The following is a 13721-nucleotide window of genomic DNA, read 5'->3' on the forward strand; positions in this document are numbered from 1 at the left end:
TCTTGGACGGTAGGCGCCTTTGGGCGTGCGTCCAAACGAAGCCACGAATGCCTGTGAGCGGCCTTGTGGACGGGCGACCAAACCTGTCGATGGTCTGTGGATAACCTTGGCGAGTTGCCCACAGGCCGTGGACAGACATGTGGATGACGGGCAGGTTTCGCCCGCGCCCGACGCCGGGACCGGCGCAAACGCCGAGCGGTTCCTGTGGATCGAGGAAAGGTTGGCCGCGATTTCACCAGTCGGACACACACCTGCGGGCGTGGACAGGCAGATACTGGCCCTCGCCGTCCCAGCGCTCGGTGCACTCGTCGCCGAACCGCTGTTCGTCCTCGTGGACTCCGCCGTCGTCGGCCACCTCGGAACCGCCCCGCTGGCCGGCCTCGCACTCGCGTCGACCGTCCTCATCACCGTCATCGGCCTGTGCGTCTTCCTCGCCTACGCCACTACCGCGGCCGTCGCGCGGCGCCTCGGCAGCGGTGACCCCGCGGGCGCCCTGCAGCTCGGGGTCGACGGCATGTGGCTGGCGCTCGGTCTGGGCCTCGTGCTGGCCGTCGCCACCTGGCTGGCGGCGCCGTGGCTCATCGACGCTCTGGGAGCTTCCGACGAGGTCGCGACGCAGGCGGTGACCTACCTTCGGTGGTCGGCTCCCGGCCTGCCTGGCATGCTCCTCGTCCTCGCCTCGACCGGCGCCCTGCGCGGGCTCCTCGACACGCGGACGCCGCTGGTCGTCGCCAGCGTCGGCGCCGTCGGCAACGCGATCCTCAACATCGTGCTCGTCTACGGGGTCGGCATGGGCATCGCGGGCTCCGGGCTCGGGACGGCTCTCACACAGGTGGCGATGGGCATCGCGCTGAGCGTCGTCGTCGTCGGCGGCGCCCGGAAGGTCGGTGCGTCCCTGGGGCCCGCGGTCGGCGGCATCCTGGCCAACGCCCGCGCCGGCGTTCCTCTGTTCGTCCGCACGTTGTCGCTGCGGCTGGCCATCCTGCTCACGGTCGTCGTCGCGACGAGCCTCGGTCCCGTCCCGCTCGCCGCGCACCAGGTCGTGGGCGCCGTCTGGGGTCTGGCGGCGTTCGCGCTCGACGCGCTGGCCATCGCGGCCCAGGCCCTCGTCGGGCACGCGCTGGGCGCGTCCGACGTGAGACTGGTGCGCACCCTCCTGCGCCGAACCCTGCAGTGGGGTGTCGGGGCGGGTGCCGCGCTCGGTGTCGTCCTCGGAGGGCTGGCCTGGCTGTACGTCCCGGTGTTCACGTCGTCGGAGGCCGTGCAGCACGCGGCCGCCGGCGCCCTCGTCGTGGCCGGACTGACCATGCCGATGGCCGGCTGGACGTTCGTGCTCGACGGTGTCCTGATCGGCGCCGGCGACGGACGGTTCCTCGCCTGGGCCGGCATCGGCACGCTGACGGTCTACGTGCCCTGCGCCCTCGCCGTCCAGCATGCCTCCCCGCCCGATGCCGTCGCAGGGCTGGCCTGGCTGTGGGCGGCGTTCGCGGGCGTCTTCATGCTCGCGCGGGCCGTCTCCACAGGCCTGCGCGCCCGCGGTTCTCGATGGCTGGTCACCGGCGCCTGACGGCTCGGCGCTGGCGTTCGGAACGACAAAGCGTCAGACTGCGCGCGGCGGGGTACGCCAAGGCTGTCGTCCCCGAACACCGTCGACGACGGCATCGTTATCGTTCTGTGACCTGCGCGTTCTCGATTCGACACCAGGTTTCGGGGTGAATCGAAACGCCCCGGTAACCCCACTGGCTTACCTTTCCTTCAGCCCCGGCACCGTCGGGAAACGGACCGCCCTCAAGGGCGGCCACGCACATCCACGGAGGTATCACATGCGTAGATCGACTCCGCGCCTTGCGGGAACGGCGCTCGTCCTTGCAGTCGGCCTCGCCGTCGCCGGGTGTTCGTCCAAGTCCACGGACTCCGGATCGGACTCCAGCGCATCCTCGACCGGGGGTGGCTCCGCAGAGCTCTCGATCCAGCCCCTCGTCCAGGTCGACCAGGACGGTACGGAGGTCAAGGCCGACAGCAGCGGCACGCCCGCCAACCCGGCCGGCGACGGGAGCGCGACGTGCGCCCCGGTGACGATCGCCATGGCCGGTGCCCTCACGGGCCCGAACGCCGCGCTCGGCATCAACATCCTCAACGGCGCGACGCTCGCCATCGACGCGCACAACGCCGCTTCGCCCGACTGCCAGGTCTCCATCAAGCAGTTCGACACCGAGGGTGACCCGCAGAAGGCCACGCAGGTCGCGCCGACGATCGTCGCCGACACCTCGATCATCGGGCTCCTCGGCCCGGCGTTCTCCGGCGAGACCAAGGCCGTCGGCCCGGTCTTCAACCAGGCCGGTCTGCTCTCGCTGACCGCCTCGGCCACGAACCCGGACCTGACCAAGAACGGCTGGAACAACTTCTTCCGCGGTCTGGCCAACGACGCGGTCCAGGGCCCGTCCGTCGCGGCCTACCTGGTCAACACGCTCAAGTTCGAGAAGGTCTGCGTCGTCCAGGACGACTCCGACTACGGCGTGGGCCTCGCGGAGCAGATCACCACGGGACTCGGTGACGCAGCCGACTCCAGCTGCGCCGCGAAGGTGAAGACCGGCGACAAGGACTTCTCCGCCGCAGTCCAGGTCATCAAGGGTGAGGAGCCGGACGCGGTGTTCTACGCCGGCTACTACGCCGAGGGTGCACCGTTCGCCTCGCAGCTCAAGGAGAGCGGCGTCACGGCGGCCTTCGTCTCCGCTGACGGCAGCAACGACCCGCAGTTCGTCAAGCAGGCCGGCGACGCCGCCAAGGACGCCTACCTGTCCTGCCCGTGCGGCCCCGCGCCGGACCAGTTCGCCACCGACTACCAGGCCAAGTTCAACGCGGCCCCGGGCGTCTACTCGGTCGAGGCCTATGACCTGGCCACGATCATGCTCCTGGGCATCGACTCGGGCGTCACGGACCGTGCCGGTCTCGTCGACTTCGTGAAGAACTACGACGGTGACGGCCTGGCCCGCCACTACAAGTGGGAGTCGACGGGCGAGCTCGCCTCCGCCCTGATCTGGATCTACCAGGTCAAGTAGCGCGCACACGACGGCCGGGTCCACCTGGACCCGGCCGTCGTGACGTACTCTCGCCCGCACCCCCCGCTCAAGGAGTCCCATGAGTTCTGTCCTGCACGCAGGCGCGCAGGTCCTTGCCGACCCGATGATCGGGTTCGACCTCGGCGCACTAGCTCGGAACTTCTGGGCACTGACCATCGACGGCCTGACCTACGGCTCGATCTACGCGCTCGTCGCCGTCGGCTACACCCTCGTGTACGGCGTTCTGCGCCTCATCAACTTCGCACACTCCGAGATCTTCATGCTCGGCATGTTCGGCGTGTACGGGACCCTCCTGCTCCTCGGCTTCACGCCGAGCGGGAACGCGTACAACGAGGGCATCCCGATGACGATCCTCTACCTCGGCATCGCCCTGATCGGCGGCATGATCGTCGCCGGCGGATCGGCCGTCGGGCTCGAGCGGGTCGCGTACCGGCCGCTGCGCAAGCGCGGCGCACCCTCGCTCGTGTTCCTCATCACCGCCATCGGCGCCTCGTTCGTGATCCAGGAGTTCGTGCACTTCGTGCTCCCGAAGCTGACCAACGGGAAGCTCGGCGGCGTCAACGCCCAGCAGCCGATCCGGCTCGTCGAGCCGGTGGACGTCTTCAGCATCTTCGGCGCGACCGTCACCAACATCGAGATCGCGATCATCGTCTCGGCCCTGGTCCTGGCGTTCATCACGGACCGGTTCATCAACGCGACGAAGTTCGGCCGCGGTATCCGCGCCGTCGCCCAGGACCCCGTGACGGCAACGCTCATGGGCGTGTCCCGGGAGCGCGTCATCATGCTCACGTTCCTCATCGGCGGTGTCCTCGCCGGCGCTGCCGCCCTCTTCTACACGCTGCGCGTGCCGAGCGGGATCATCTACTCCGGGGGGTTCATCCTCGGCATCAAGGCCTTCAGCGCCGCCGTCCTCGGCGGGATCGGCAACCTGCGCGGTGCCCTGCTCGGTGGCCTCCTGCTGGGCGTCATGGAGCTCTACGGCCAGGCAGTCTTCGGGACCGAGTGGCGCGACGTCGTCGCGTTCGTCCTGCTGGTGCTGGTGCTCATGTTCCGACCTACCGGCATCCTGGGTGAGTCCCTCGGGAGGGCACGAGCATGAGCAGCGACGTCTCGACCAGCACCACCGCCGCCGACAGCCTGCACCTCGGCCTCGGTGACCGGCTACGCATGTGGTGGGACGCCCTGCCACGCCACACGCAGTGGCTGGTCGGCTCCCCGATCATCATCTTCATCGCACTCCTTCCCGTGCTGCGCCTGCCCGTCATCACGACGGTGGGCACCGACTTCGGTAGCGTCCTCGCGCAGTTCGGCATGTACGCGCTGCTCGCGATCGGCCTCAACGTGGTCGTCGGCCAGACCGGTCTGCTCGACCTCGGGTACGTCGGCTTCTACGCCATCGGCGCCTACACCGTCGGGCTGCTGACCAGCCCGGACAGCCCGTGGAACCTCACCGACGACTGGCTCTCCACGGACTGGGCCTGGATGGCTGTGGTCCCGATCGCGATCGCGGTGACCGCACTGTCCGGCCTGCTTCTGGGCTCGCCGACCCTGCGTCTGCGCGGCGACTACCTGGCCATCGTCACCCTCGGGTTCGGTGAGATCGTGCGGCTCCTCGCCGACAACCTCACCGAGCTGACCGGCGGTGGACGCGGTCTGTCGCAGATCGCCTACCCGGTCGCCGGCGTCAGCGAGGAACGACCCAACGGCGTCTTCTCGGCCGGCAACACCACGCCGCCGCTAAACTCCGGCGCGTTCTGGTTCTGGCTGTCGATGGTGCTGATCATCATCGTCCTGGTCATCGTCGGAAACCTGGAGCGGTCCCGCGTGGGACGGTCCTGGGTCGCCATCCGCGAGGACGAGGACGCCGCCGAGATCATGGGCGTGCCCACCTTCAAGTTCAAGCTGTGGGCGTTCGTGATCGGCGCCTCGATCGGTGGCCTCTCCGGAGCGCTCTACGCCGGGCAGGTCCAGTTCGTGGTCCCGTCCACGTTCAACGTCATCAACTCGATGCTCTTCCTCTGCGCCGTCGTGCTCGGCGGGCAGGGCAACAAGCTGGGCGTCATCGCAGGCGCGTTCATCATCGTGTACCTGCCGAACTTCTTCCTCGGGCGCACGCAGCTGTTCGGCATCCCGATCAACGGTGACGAGATCGCGAGCTACAAGTACCTGTTCTTCGGGATCGCCCTGATGGTCCTGATGATCTTCAGGCCACAGGGCCTGTTCCCGGCGCGGCAGAAGCTGCTGACCTACGGTCGCCAGGTCTACGTCGCGTCGCGGCGCGCCTACCTGGCTGCCGCGGCTCTCGCGGCCAAGACGCCGGTCCCGGCCACAGCCACGCCGTCGGGCGACGACACCAAGGGAGGCACCCGATGAGCACTCCCGGAGGCATGGGCGCGGGGTCGGAGGACGACGAGCAGTTCCGCGCGCCCGACGACACGATCACCACGCGCGCGGACCTGAACGAGATCTACCTGCCCGACGGGGAGGTCGAGCTCGCGGTAGGGGTCGACGTCGCGGACGTGAACCCCGATCTCGCCGACCCGACGAAGGTCGCCGAGATGATCGCGCCCGACCGCGCGATCCAGACCGAGGTCGGCCAGTCGCTGCTCTCGATGAACGACGTGACCGTGAAGTTCGGCGGCCTCACCGCGCTGGACGGCGTCTCGTTCGACATCCGCCGCGGCGAGATCCTCGGCCTGATCGGTCCCAACGGCGCCGGCAAGACCACGTGCTTCAACACCATGACGGGCATCTACCGGCCGTCGTCGGGAAGCGTCGTGTTCGACGGGAAGACGATCGGCGCGATCAAGCGCAACCAGATCACCCGGCTCGGCATCGCCCGCACGTTCCAGAACATCCGGCTGTTCAGCGACATGACGGCCCTGGAGAACGTGGTGGTCGGCACCGACGCACGGCACAGGACGTCGGTCCCCGGGGCCGTGTTCCGCAGCCGTCGCCACCGCGCCGAGGAGCGTGACGCGCTGGAGCGCGCGATGGCGCTGCTGGAGTTCGTCGGCATCGGCAAGCGCGCGACCCAGCAGGCCCGCAACCTCCCGTACGGTGACCAGCGCCGGCTTGAGATCGCGCGCGCGCTCGCCACGGAACCCAAGCTGCTCTGCCTCGACGAGCCCGCCGCAGGGTTCAACCCCGCCGAGAAGCAGCAGCTGATGGACCTCATCCGCAAGATCCGCGACGACGGGTTCACGGTCCTGCTCATCGAGCACGACATGCGCCTCGTGATGGGCGTGACCGACCGGGTCGTCGTCCTGGAGTTCGGCCGCAAGATCGCCGACGGCCTACCCGCGGACGTCTCCGCGGACCCGGCCGTCGTCGCCGCCTACCTGGGGGTGCCCGACGATGCCACTGCTTGAGCTGAAGGACCTGACCGTCGCCTACGGACGGATCGAGGCGGTGCGGGGGATCTCCCTGACCGTCGAGGAAGGTGAGCTGGTCACGCTCATCGGCGCCAACGGCGCGGGCAAGACGACCACGATGCGTGCCGTCTCCGGCATCCGGCCCTTGTCGACCGGGTCGATCTGGTTCGACGGCCAGGACATCACCAAGATGAAGGCGCACATGCGCGTCCTCGCCGGGATCGTCCAGGCCCCCGAGGGCCGTGGCGTCTTCCCGGGGATGACCGTCATGGAGAACCTCGAGATGGGCGCGTACGCCCGCACGTTCGACACCAAGGCCGAGCACGACTCGACGTTGGCGCGCGTGTTCGAGCTCTTCCCACGGCTCGAGGAGCGTCGGACGCAGGTCGGTGGAACGTTGTCGGGAGGCGAGCAGCAGATGCTCGCGATCGGCCGCGCGCTCATGGCCCGTCCACGGCTCCTGCTGCTCGACGAGCCGTCGATGGGCCTCGCCCCGCTGGTCATCCAGCAGATCTTCCGGATCATCACGGAGATCAACGCGACCGGAACCACGATCCTCCTGGTCGAGCAGAACGCTCAGCAGGCGCTGTCGCGATCGGACCGCGCCTACATCCTCGAGAGCGGCGAGGTGATCACGAGCGGCGGCGGCAAGGAGCTGCTCGCCGACCCGGCCGTCAAGCAGGCCTACCTCGGCGTCGCCTAGCCAGACCGTTCACCCGGTACGACGAAGCCCCGCCCTCCTGATGGAGGGCGGGGCTTCGTCGTGCGTGCTCAGCTCAGGCTGCGACGACCTTGACGGTCACCGTCGCGGCCACGTCTGCGTGCAGACGGACCGACACCTTGTACTCGCCGAGGGCCTTGATCGGCTGACCGATCTCGACCTTGCGCTTGTCGATCTGCGGTGCGCCGGACTTCTTGACCGCCTCGGCGATCTCGGCGGTCGTGACGGCACCGAACAGACGGCCCGACTCGCCGGCCTTGGCGGTGACGACGACAGCCTTCGACTGAAGGGAGTCGCGAATCGCCTTGGCGTCGTCGAGCGTGGCGATCTCGCGGGCCTTGCGGGCCTTGCGGATCGCGGTGACGTCCTTCTCGGCGCCCTTGGTCCAGGGCGTCGCAAGGTTGCGCGGGACGAGGAAGTTACGGGCGTACCCGTCCTTGACCTCGACCACGTCGCCGGGCTCACCGAGACCGGTGACCTCGTGGGTCAGGATGATCTTCGCCATGATGGTCTCCTCTCTCAGCGTGCCGACGACGAGTACGGCAGGAGTGCCATCTCGCGGGCGTTCTTGACGGCGCGCGCGATCGCGCGCTGCTCCTGGGTGGACACACCGGTCACTCGGCGAGCGCGGATCTTCCCGCGGTCAGAGATGAACTTGCGCAGCAGCGCAGTGTCCTTGTAGTCGACGACGTCGATCTTCGCCGCCTTGAGCGGGTTCAGCTTCTTCTTTGGCTTGCGGACCACGGCCTTGGCCATCGTGGTGCTCCTTGTCTGCTGGAGCCCTGGGCGTTGCCGTGCCCAGGGATGGGGAGTGTCGAAAAGTCAGGCGCCGATCAGAACGGAGGCTCGTCGGAGTAGCCGGCGCCGCCGGACCCACCGGTGGGCGTGGCCCACGGGTCGTCCTGCTGGCTGCCGCCACCACCGCTGGAGCCACCGCCGCCACCGTTGTAGCCGCCACCGCCGCCTCCGCCGAAGCCACCGCCGCCGCCACCCGAACGCTGAGTCCGGGTGACCTTGGCCGTGGCGTAGCGCAGGGACGGGCCGACCTCGTCGACCTGGAGCTCGTACACGGTGCGCTTCTCGCCCTCGCGGGTCTCATACGAGCGCTGCACGAGCCGGCCGGTCACGATGACGCGGGTGCCCTTGGTGAGTGACTCGGCGACCGACTCGGCCGCCTCCCGCCAGATGGAGCAGCGCAGGAACAGCGTGTCGCCGTCCTTCCACTCGTTGCTCTGGCGGTCGAACGTGCGGGGGGTGGACGCGACGGTGAAGTTCGCGACAGCAGCCCCCGAGGGGGTGAAGCGCAGCTCGGGATCCCCGGTCAGGTTCCCGATCACCGTGATGACGGTCTCACCGCTCATACCCAGCTCCTCGCTCGTTCGGAATCAGTCAGTTGACGTGGGAGCGGACGCTACGTGCGACCACCCACATGCAGAAGATCAGGCGTCGGCGCGCAGGACCTTGGTCCGCAGGACGACCTCGTTGAGGCCGAGCTGACGGTCGAGCTCCTTGGCGGTCGCGGGAGTCGCGTGGAAGTCGATGACGGCGTAGATGCCCTCGGACTTCTTCTGGATGTCGTACGCCAGACGGCGACGGCCCCAGATGTCGACCTTGTCGACAGTGCCACCGTCGGTCTTGACGACCGTCAGGTACTTGTCGAGCGACGGAGCAACGGTGCGCTCCTCGATCTCGGGGTCAAGGATGATCATGAGTTCGTACTGACGCAGGCTCATACCCACCTCCTCTGGTCTCAGCGGCCACGGTCGATCCGTGGCAGGAGGGTTCTTGTGCGTCGCTGCGCGTCGCCGGTGTCCGACGACGCCCGCACCTCCCGCCGATGGCGGCGGAACCTGCGGGCACAGCAGCCCCCAAGGCTACCCGGCGCAGGGCACCTGCCGAAATCGACTGTGCGCTGGCCGGGCGGCCCAGGAGCGGATCAGGGTGCGGCGGGTGCCGCGGGAAGGGCCGGGGCGGGCGGCGTCGGGGTCGGGGTCGGCGTCGGGGCAGGCTTCGGGCCCGTCGAGATGACGAGGGTGACGGTCGCGTTGCTGTCCAGCACCGTCCCGCCGCCCGGGTCGACACGGATGACGCGACCGGTGGTCACCGTGTCGGAGGACTCTGCCGTGATGGTCGGGACGAGACCCGCGTTCACGACCGTCGCCGTGGCGTCAGCCTCGAGCTTGCCCTCCATGCCCGAGGGCACGGCGACCTGCGTCGGCGCCTGCTGCGTCTCGACCGGCGCGGGAGCCGGTGTCGTCGTCTCGGGCGCCGCGGTCGGCTTCACCTTGCCGCCGACGTTCGCGCGCTCGGGGAACTCCATGACCGTCGCGTAGCTCGGCATGGCAAAGACGTTCTTCATGTACGACTGCCACAGGAACGCCGGGACGGAACCGCCGGTGACGCCCTGCTTCTTCGACGCCAGCTTGCTGACGTAGTCGATCGTGACGGTGCCGGCGTGCGGTTCCTCGTGGACCTGCTGGCTCAGGGAGACCTCGGTGACGACGTTCGGCGTGAAGCCGATGAACCATGCCGACTTCTGCTCCTGCTGGGTTCCGGTCTTGCCGGCGATCGGGCGGTCGAGCGGGCTGATCCACTGATGCGCCGTGCCGTGCTTGTCCTGCACCACCTGCTGCATCGCGAAGGCCACGTCCGCCATCACGTCCGGGGCGAACACCTCGACGCCCTTGGTGTCGGCGCTGAACACGACGTTCTTCTTCGAGTCGTTCACCGTGGCGACGATGTGCGCCGTGTGGTGCGTCCCGCCCGAGGCCAGCGTCCCGTACGCGTCGAGCATGTCGAGCGGGCGAACCGTCTCGGTGCCGAGCACGTTGGCGTTGTTGATCTCCGGGTCCGGCACACCGGCCCGCGCGGCCACGTCGGCGGTCTTGTCCGAGCCGACCTGCATGTTGAGCTGCGCGTACACGGTGTTGACCGACTCCGCGGTGGCCTTCACCAGGTCGATCGTCCCCAGCGACTCGTTGCCGAAGTTCCCGACGATGCTGTCGCCGTTCGGGTCCCAGCCGGGGATCTTCATGTCGTCGCGACCGCTGAACTTGGTGGTGAGCGGGACGCCCTGCTCCAGGGCGGCGGTCAGGGTGAACGGCTTGAACGTCGAGCCCGCCTGGATCTTGTCGTACGCGACCCGGTTGCGGGAGTCCACGAGGAAGTCAGGTCCGCCGTACAGGGCCAGGATCCCGCCGGTCGACGGGTCCATCGTGGAGATCGACGCGCGGATGTCCTCGTTCGGGACCGCACCGTCCTGGCCTTCGAGCGTGCCGGCGGCGAACTGGGTGGCCTGGTCGACAGCAGCGTTCTGCATGTCTTCCTTGATGGTCGTGACGATCGAGAAGCCCCTGCGCTTGAGCTCGTCGTCGGAGACGTCGTAGGTCTTGAGCATCTCCTTGCGCACCATGTCGAGCAGGTAGCCGTTCGTGCCGGCCATGGTGTTGGACTCGACGTACTGGATCGTCGGCGGGAAGACCATGGCGGCACGTGCCTCGCCGGTCACCCAGCCCTGCTCCACCATCGAGTCGAGGACGATGTTCCAGCGGGCCTCGGCCTTCTTCGGGTTGTTGGCCGGGTCCCAGTTGTTCGGCGACGGGATCACCGCGGCAAGGAGCGCGGCCTGCTCGACGGTCAGTGCCGAGGCGTCGACGCCGAAGTACGACTTTGCGGCGGCCTGGATCCCGTAGGAGTCGCGACCGTAGTAGATCGAGTTCAGGTAGTTGAGCATGATGTCGGGCTTGGTCTGCGTCTTGGCGATCTTGATCGCCATGAGCGTCTCCTTGGCCTTGCCCACGTAGTCGGTCGTCGTCGTGCCGACGTAGTACCGCTCGACGTACTGCTGCGTGATGGTGGAGCCGCCGCGCGAGGTGCCGTGCTTGAGGTTGTCGATCAGGGCACTGCCCATCCCGGTGATCGAGATGCCGTTGTTGTTCGTATAGAACGTCTTGTCCTCGGACGCCGCCGTCGCCTGCCCCACGTACACGGGGAGCGAGTTGTAGTCGTCGACGATCGTGCGCTTCTGGGTGGCGAACGTCCCCATGACGGAGCCAGGCGTGCCGTCGTCGTGCGGGGCGAAGTACACGGTGGTCGTCTGCATCTTGACGTCGTCCGCCGACGCGGAGGGCACCTCGATCAACGCGTACGCCGCGACGACGACACCGGCACCGAGGAATGCCACGCCGAGCATGGTCCCGACCAGGACGCGCCACGACGGAAGCCAGCGGTGCAGGCCGTGGAAGCCGGTGCGCGGGTAGTCGAAGAACTTCGTCTTCTGCGTGGGACCCGTACGGCGCTTCGACCCGCGCGGGGCGCTGCGCCTGCTGCGTGCGGGCGTGGCCCTTCGGTTCGTGCTTGCCAACGCGGTGCCTTCCGTCGATCAGTGTGGTCGCGGCGACGTGAGGCCCCGGTGATTCCGGGCAGGCCTCTGCCGACGGTGCCCAGTATGGAGGACTCTGCTGGGCGAACCCTGGGCCGTCGGGCCTGGGCGCCCACCCTTCACACGATCACTACCGCCTGCCCCGAGGCCCGCCGCAGACGGGCGGCCAGATGTGGCGCAGGTCACCTCACGGGAACGGGACTTGCCCTCTTCGCTCGACTCGACATACTCTCCAGATGTATCGAGTTGATACATCGAGAGTCGACAGCAAGCAGAGGAGGTGCCCGTGCGCGGTCGTTCCGACGTGCTCGAACCGGCAATCCTCGGGCTGCTGCACGAAGCTCCCATGCACGGCTACGAGCTGCGCAAGCGCCTCAACCTCGTGCTCGGCTCGTTCCGGGCACTGTCGTACGGCTCGCTCTACCCCTGCCTCAAGTCACTCGTGGACCGCGGCTGGATCCAGGGCACAGAGTCCGTCGTCGCACCCCACACCGTGGCGTCCAAGCGCGCACGTATCGTCTACCAGCTGACCGCCGACGGCAAGGAACACCTCCAGGAGATCCTTGCCTCGTCCGGGCCGGCCACCTGGGAGGACGAGAACTTCGACGTCCGGTTCGCGTTCTTCGCGCAGACCGACGCCGAGACCCGGCTCCGGATCCTCGAAGGTCGGCGCACGCGCCTGACCGAACGTCTCGAGACGGTCCGCCAGTCCTTCGCCCGCACCCGCGAGCGCATGGACGAGTACACCCTCGAGCTCCAGCGGCACGGCCTCGAACAGGTCGAGCGTGAGGTCCGCTGGCTCGACGGGTTGATCGACAACGAGCGCGGCGTACGTCGCACCCGTCCTGCAGGCACCGGCCATCCGGCCGTTGCTGACACCACCGCTGGTGACGACGACGTCGTACCACCGCGAACCACCGAGAAGGAGCGAGGATGACCTCCATCCGCGTCGCCATCGTCGGCGTCGGCAACTGCGCCGCGTCGCTTGTCCAGGGCGTGCACTACTACGCCGACGCAGACGCCAACAGCACCGTGCCGGGTCTCATGCACGTGCAGTTCGGCGACTACCACGTCCGCGACATCGAGTTCGTCGCCGCGTTCGACGTGGACGCGAAGAAGGTCGGCTTCGACCTCTCCGAGGCCATCGGCGCCTCCGAGAACAACACCATCAAGATCGCCGACGTCCCGCCGCTCGGCGTGACCGTGCAGCGTGGCGTGACCAACGACGGTCTCGGCAAGTACTACCGCGAGACCATCGAGGAGTCGGACGCCGAGCCGGTCGACATCGTCGCCGCCCTGCGCGAGGCCCGTGTCGACGTCCTGATCTGCTACCTGCCCGTCGGGTCCGAGATCGCCGCGAAGTACTACGCCCAGTGCGCGATCGACGCGAACGTCGCGTTCGTCAACGCCCTGCCCGTCTTCATCGCGTCCGACCCCGAGTGGGCCGCGAAGTTCGAGGCCGCCGGCGTCCCGATCGTCGGCGACGACATCAAGTCGCAGGTCGGCGCGACCATCACGCACCGCGTCCTCGCGAAGCTCTTCGAAGACCGTGGCGTCGTGCTGGACCGCACGTACCAGCTGAACGTCGGCGGCAACATGGACTTCAAGAACATGCTCGAGCGCGACCGCCTGGAGTCCAAGAAGCTCTCTAAGACGCAGGCCGTCACCTCCAACCTGACCGGCCCGCTGGGCGGCAAGAAGGAGGACCGCAACGTCCACATCGGCCCGTCGGACTACGTCGCCTGGCTCGACGACCGCAAGTGGGCCTACGTCCGCCTCGAGGGTCGCGCGTTCGGCGAGGTGCCCCTGAACCTCGAGTACAAGCTCGAGGTCTGGGACTCGCCCAACTCGGCCGGCATCATCATCGACGCCCTGCGCGCCGCGAAGATCGCCAAGGACCGCGGCGTCGGTGGCCCGATCCTGTCGGCGTCCACGTACTTCATGAAGTCCCCGCCGGTCCAGATGGAGGACACCCTCGGTCGCTCCGAGCTCGAGGCCTTCATCGCCGGCGAGCGCGACCGCTGACTGAGGTGCAGCTACCGGTGATCGCGCGTCAGCGCACTCGCTCGTAGCGCAACGGCGGCGCAGCGCTCACCCGAGCGCGACCTCCGTGAACGACACAGAAGGAGCGCACCCCGCACCGGGGTGCGCTCCTTTCGTCGTCG

General features: G+C 68.3%; 13 protein-coding genes. 8 read left to right on the forward strand and 5 right to left on the reverse strand.

Annotation, left to right across the window (positions count from 1 at the left end; all coding sequences use genetic code 11):
- The first annotated feature begins 202 nt into the window (after positions 1-202).
- From N553_RS0106445 to N553_RS0106470, 6 genes are all read left to right on the forward strand, one after another.
- A complete protein-coding gene (locus N553_RS0106445) occupies positions 203-1567 on the forward strand; it encodes an MATE family efflux transporter (protein ID WP_051640018.1) in 1365 nt (454 codons plus the stop codon).
- 256 nt (positions 1568-1823) lie between these two features.
- Positions 1824-3059 (forward strand): branched-chain amino acid ABC transporter substrate-binding protein, encoded by a 1236-nt coding sequence (locus tag N553_RS0106450; protein ID WP_028045849.1) that lies wholly within the window; start codon positions 1824-1826, stop codon positions 3057-3059.
- A 79-nt stretch (positions 3060-3138) separates the two neighbouring features.
- Positions 3139-4179 carry a branched-chain amino acid ABC transporter permease gene (locus N553_RS0106455; RefSeq protein ID WP_028045850.1) on the forward strand — a complete coding sequence of 347 codons (1041 nt, stop codon included), beginning with the start codon at positions 3139-3141 and terminating at the stop codon, positions 4177-4179.
- Positions 4176-5453 (forward strand): branched-chain amino acid ABC transporter permease, encoded by a 1278-nt coding sequence (locus tag N553_RS21430; protein WP_081844397.1) that lies wholly within the window; start codon positions 4176-4178, stop codon positions 5451-5453. Before N553_RS0106455 ends, N553_RS21430 begins: the two co-directional genes overlap by 4 nt.
- On the forward strand, positions 5450-6451 hold the full coding sequence (locus tag N553_RS0106465; RefSeq protein WP_081844398.1) for an ABC transporter ATP-binding protein: 1002 nt from the start codon (positions 5450-5452) through the stop codon (positions 6449-6451). The genes N553_RS21430 and N553_RS0106465 overlap by 4 nt, the downstream gene beginning before the upstream one ends.
- A complete protein-coding gene (locus tag N553_RS0106470) occupies positions 6438-7157 on the forward strand; it encodes an ABC transporter ATP-binding protein (RefSeq protein ID WP_028045852.1) in 720 nt (239 codons plus the stop codon). The genes N553_RS0106465 and N553_RS0106470 overlap by 14 nt, the downstream gene beginning before the upstream one ends.
- A gap of 73 nt (positions 7158-7230) precedes the next feature.
- Here the strand turns inward: N553_RS0106470 and rplI are convergent, their stop codons facing one another.
- The 5 genes from rplI to N553_RS21435 all read right to left on the reverse strand — a co-directional run bounded on the left by rplI (position 7231) and on the right by N553_RS21435 (position 11538).
- Positions 7231-7680, reverse strand: coding sequence for a 50S ribosomal protein L9 (rplI, locus tag N553_RS0106475; RefSeq protein ID WP_028045853.1), 450 nt, complete (start codon positions 7678-7680; stop codon positions 7231-7233).
- 14 nt (positions 7681-7694) lie between these two features.
- A complete protein-coding gene (rpsR, locus tag N553_RS0106480) occupies positions 7695-7931 on the reverse strand; it encodes a 30S ribosomal protein S18 (protein WP_028045854.1) in 237 nt (78 codons plus the stop codon).
- A 77-nt stretch (positions 7932-8008) separates the two neighbouring features.
- Positions 8009-8536: a single-stranded DNA-binding protein gene (locus tag N553_RS0106485; RefSeq protein WP_028045855.1), complete on the reverse strand. Its 528-nt coding sequence runs from the start codon at positions 8534-8536 to the stop codon at positions 8009-8011.
- A 78-nt stretch (positions 8537-8614) separates the two neighbouring features.
- Positions 8615-8908, reverse strand: coding sequence for a 30S ribosomal protein S6 (gene rpsF / locus N553_RS0106490; RefSeq protein WP_034611334.1), 294 nt, complete (start codon positions 8906-8908; stop codon positions 8615-8617).
- 203 nt (positions 8909-9111) lie between these two features.
- The gene (locus tag N553_RS21435) at positions 9112-11538 is read right to left on the reverse strand and encodes a transglycosylase domain-containing protein (RefSeq protein ID WP_034620727.1); all 2427 of its coding nucleotides are present in this window, start codon (positions 11536-11538) and stop codon (positions 9112-9114) included.
- Positions 11539-11842: 304 nt separating this feature from the next.
- Here N553_RS21435 and N553_RS0106500 point away from each other — a divergent pair, with 304 nt between their 5' ends.
- Both N553_RS0106500 and N553_RS0106505 read left to right on the forward strand, forming a co-directional pair.
- The gene (locus N553_RS0106500; protein ID WP_028045857.1) at positions 11843-12493 is read left to right on the forward strand and encodes a PadR family transcriptional regulator; all 651 of its coding nucleotides are present in this window, start codon (positions 11843-11845) and stop codon (positions 12491-12493) included.
- Complete coding sequence (locus tag N553_RS0106505) at positions 12490-13581, forward strand: inositol-3-phosphate synthase (protein WP_028045858.1); 1092 nt, start codon at positions 12490-12492, stop codon at positions 13579-13581. Before N553_RS0106500 ends, N553_RS0106505 begins: the two co-directional genes overlap by 4 nt.
- Positions 13582-13721 lie beyond the last annotated feature (140 nt).

It is taken from the genome of Cellulomonas sp. URHE0023 (assembly GCF_000688475.1).
GTDB lineage: Bacteria > Actinomycetota > Actinomycetes > Actinomycetales > Cellulomonadaceae > Cellulomonas.

Coding starts and splice junctions, on each gene's coding strand:
- N553_RS0106450 (WP_028045849.1), top strand. CDS start 1,824: ATGCGTAGATCGACTCCGCGCCTTGCGGGAACGGCGCTCGTCCTTGCA.
- N553_RS0106455 (WP_028045850.1), top strand. CDS start 3,139: ATGAGTTCTGTCCTGCACGCAGGCGCGCAGGTCCTTGCCGACCCGATG.
- N553_RS21430 (WP_081844397.1), top strand. CDS start 4,176: ATGAGCAGCGACGTCTCGACCAGCACCACCGCCGCCGACAGCCTGCAC.
- N553_RS0106465 (WP_081844398.1), top strand. CDS start 5,450: ATGAGCACTCCCGGAGGCATGGGCGCGGGGTCGGAGGACGACGAGCAG.
- N553_RS0106470 (WP_028045852.1), top strand. CDS start 6,438: ATGCCACTGCTTGAGCTGAAGGACCTGACCGTCGCCTACGGACGGATC.
- rplI (WP_028045853.1), bottom strand. CDS start 7,680: ATGGCGAAGATCATCCTGACCCACGAGGTCACCGGTCTCGGTGAGCCC.
- rpsR (WP_028045854.1), bottom strand. CDS start 7,931: ATGGCCAAGGCCGTGGTCCGCAAGCCAAAGAAGAAGCTGAACCCGCTC.
- N553_RS0106485 (WP_028045855.1), bottom strand. CDS start 8,536: ATGAGCGGTGAGACCGTCATCACGGTGATCGGGAACCTGACCGGGGAT.
- rpsF (WP_034611334.1), bottom strand. CDS start 8,908: ATGAGCCTGCGTCAGTACGAACTCATGATCATCCTTGACCCCGAGATC.
- N553_RS0106505 (WP_028045858.1), top strand. CDS start 12,490: ATGACCTCCATCCGCGTCGCCATCGTCGGCGTCGGCAACTGCGCCGCG.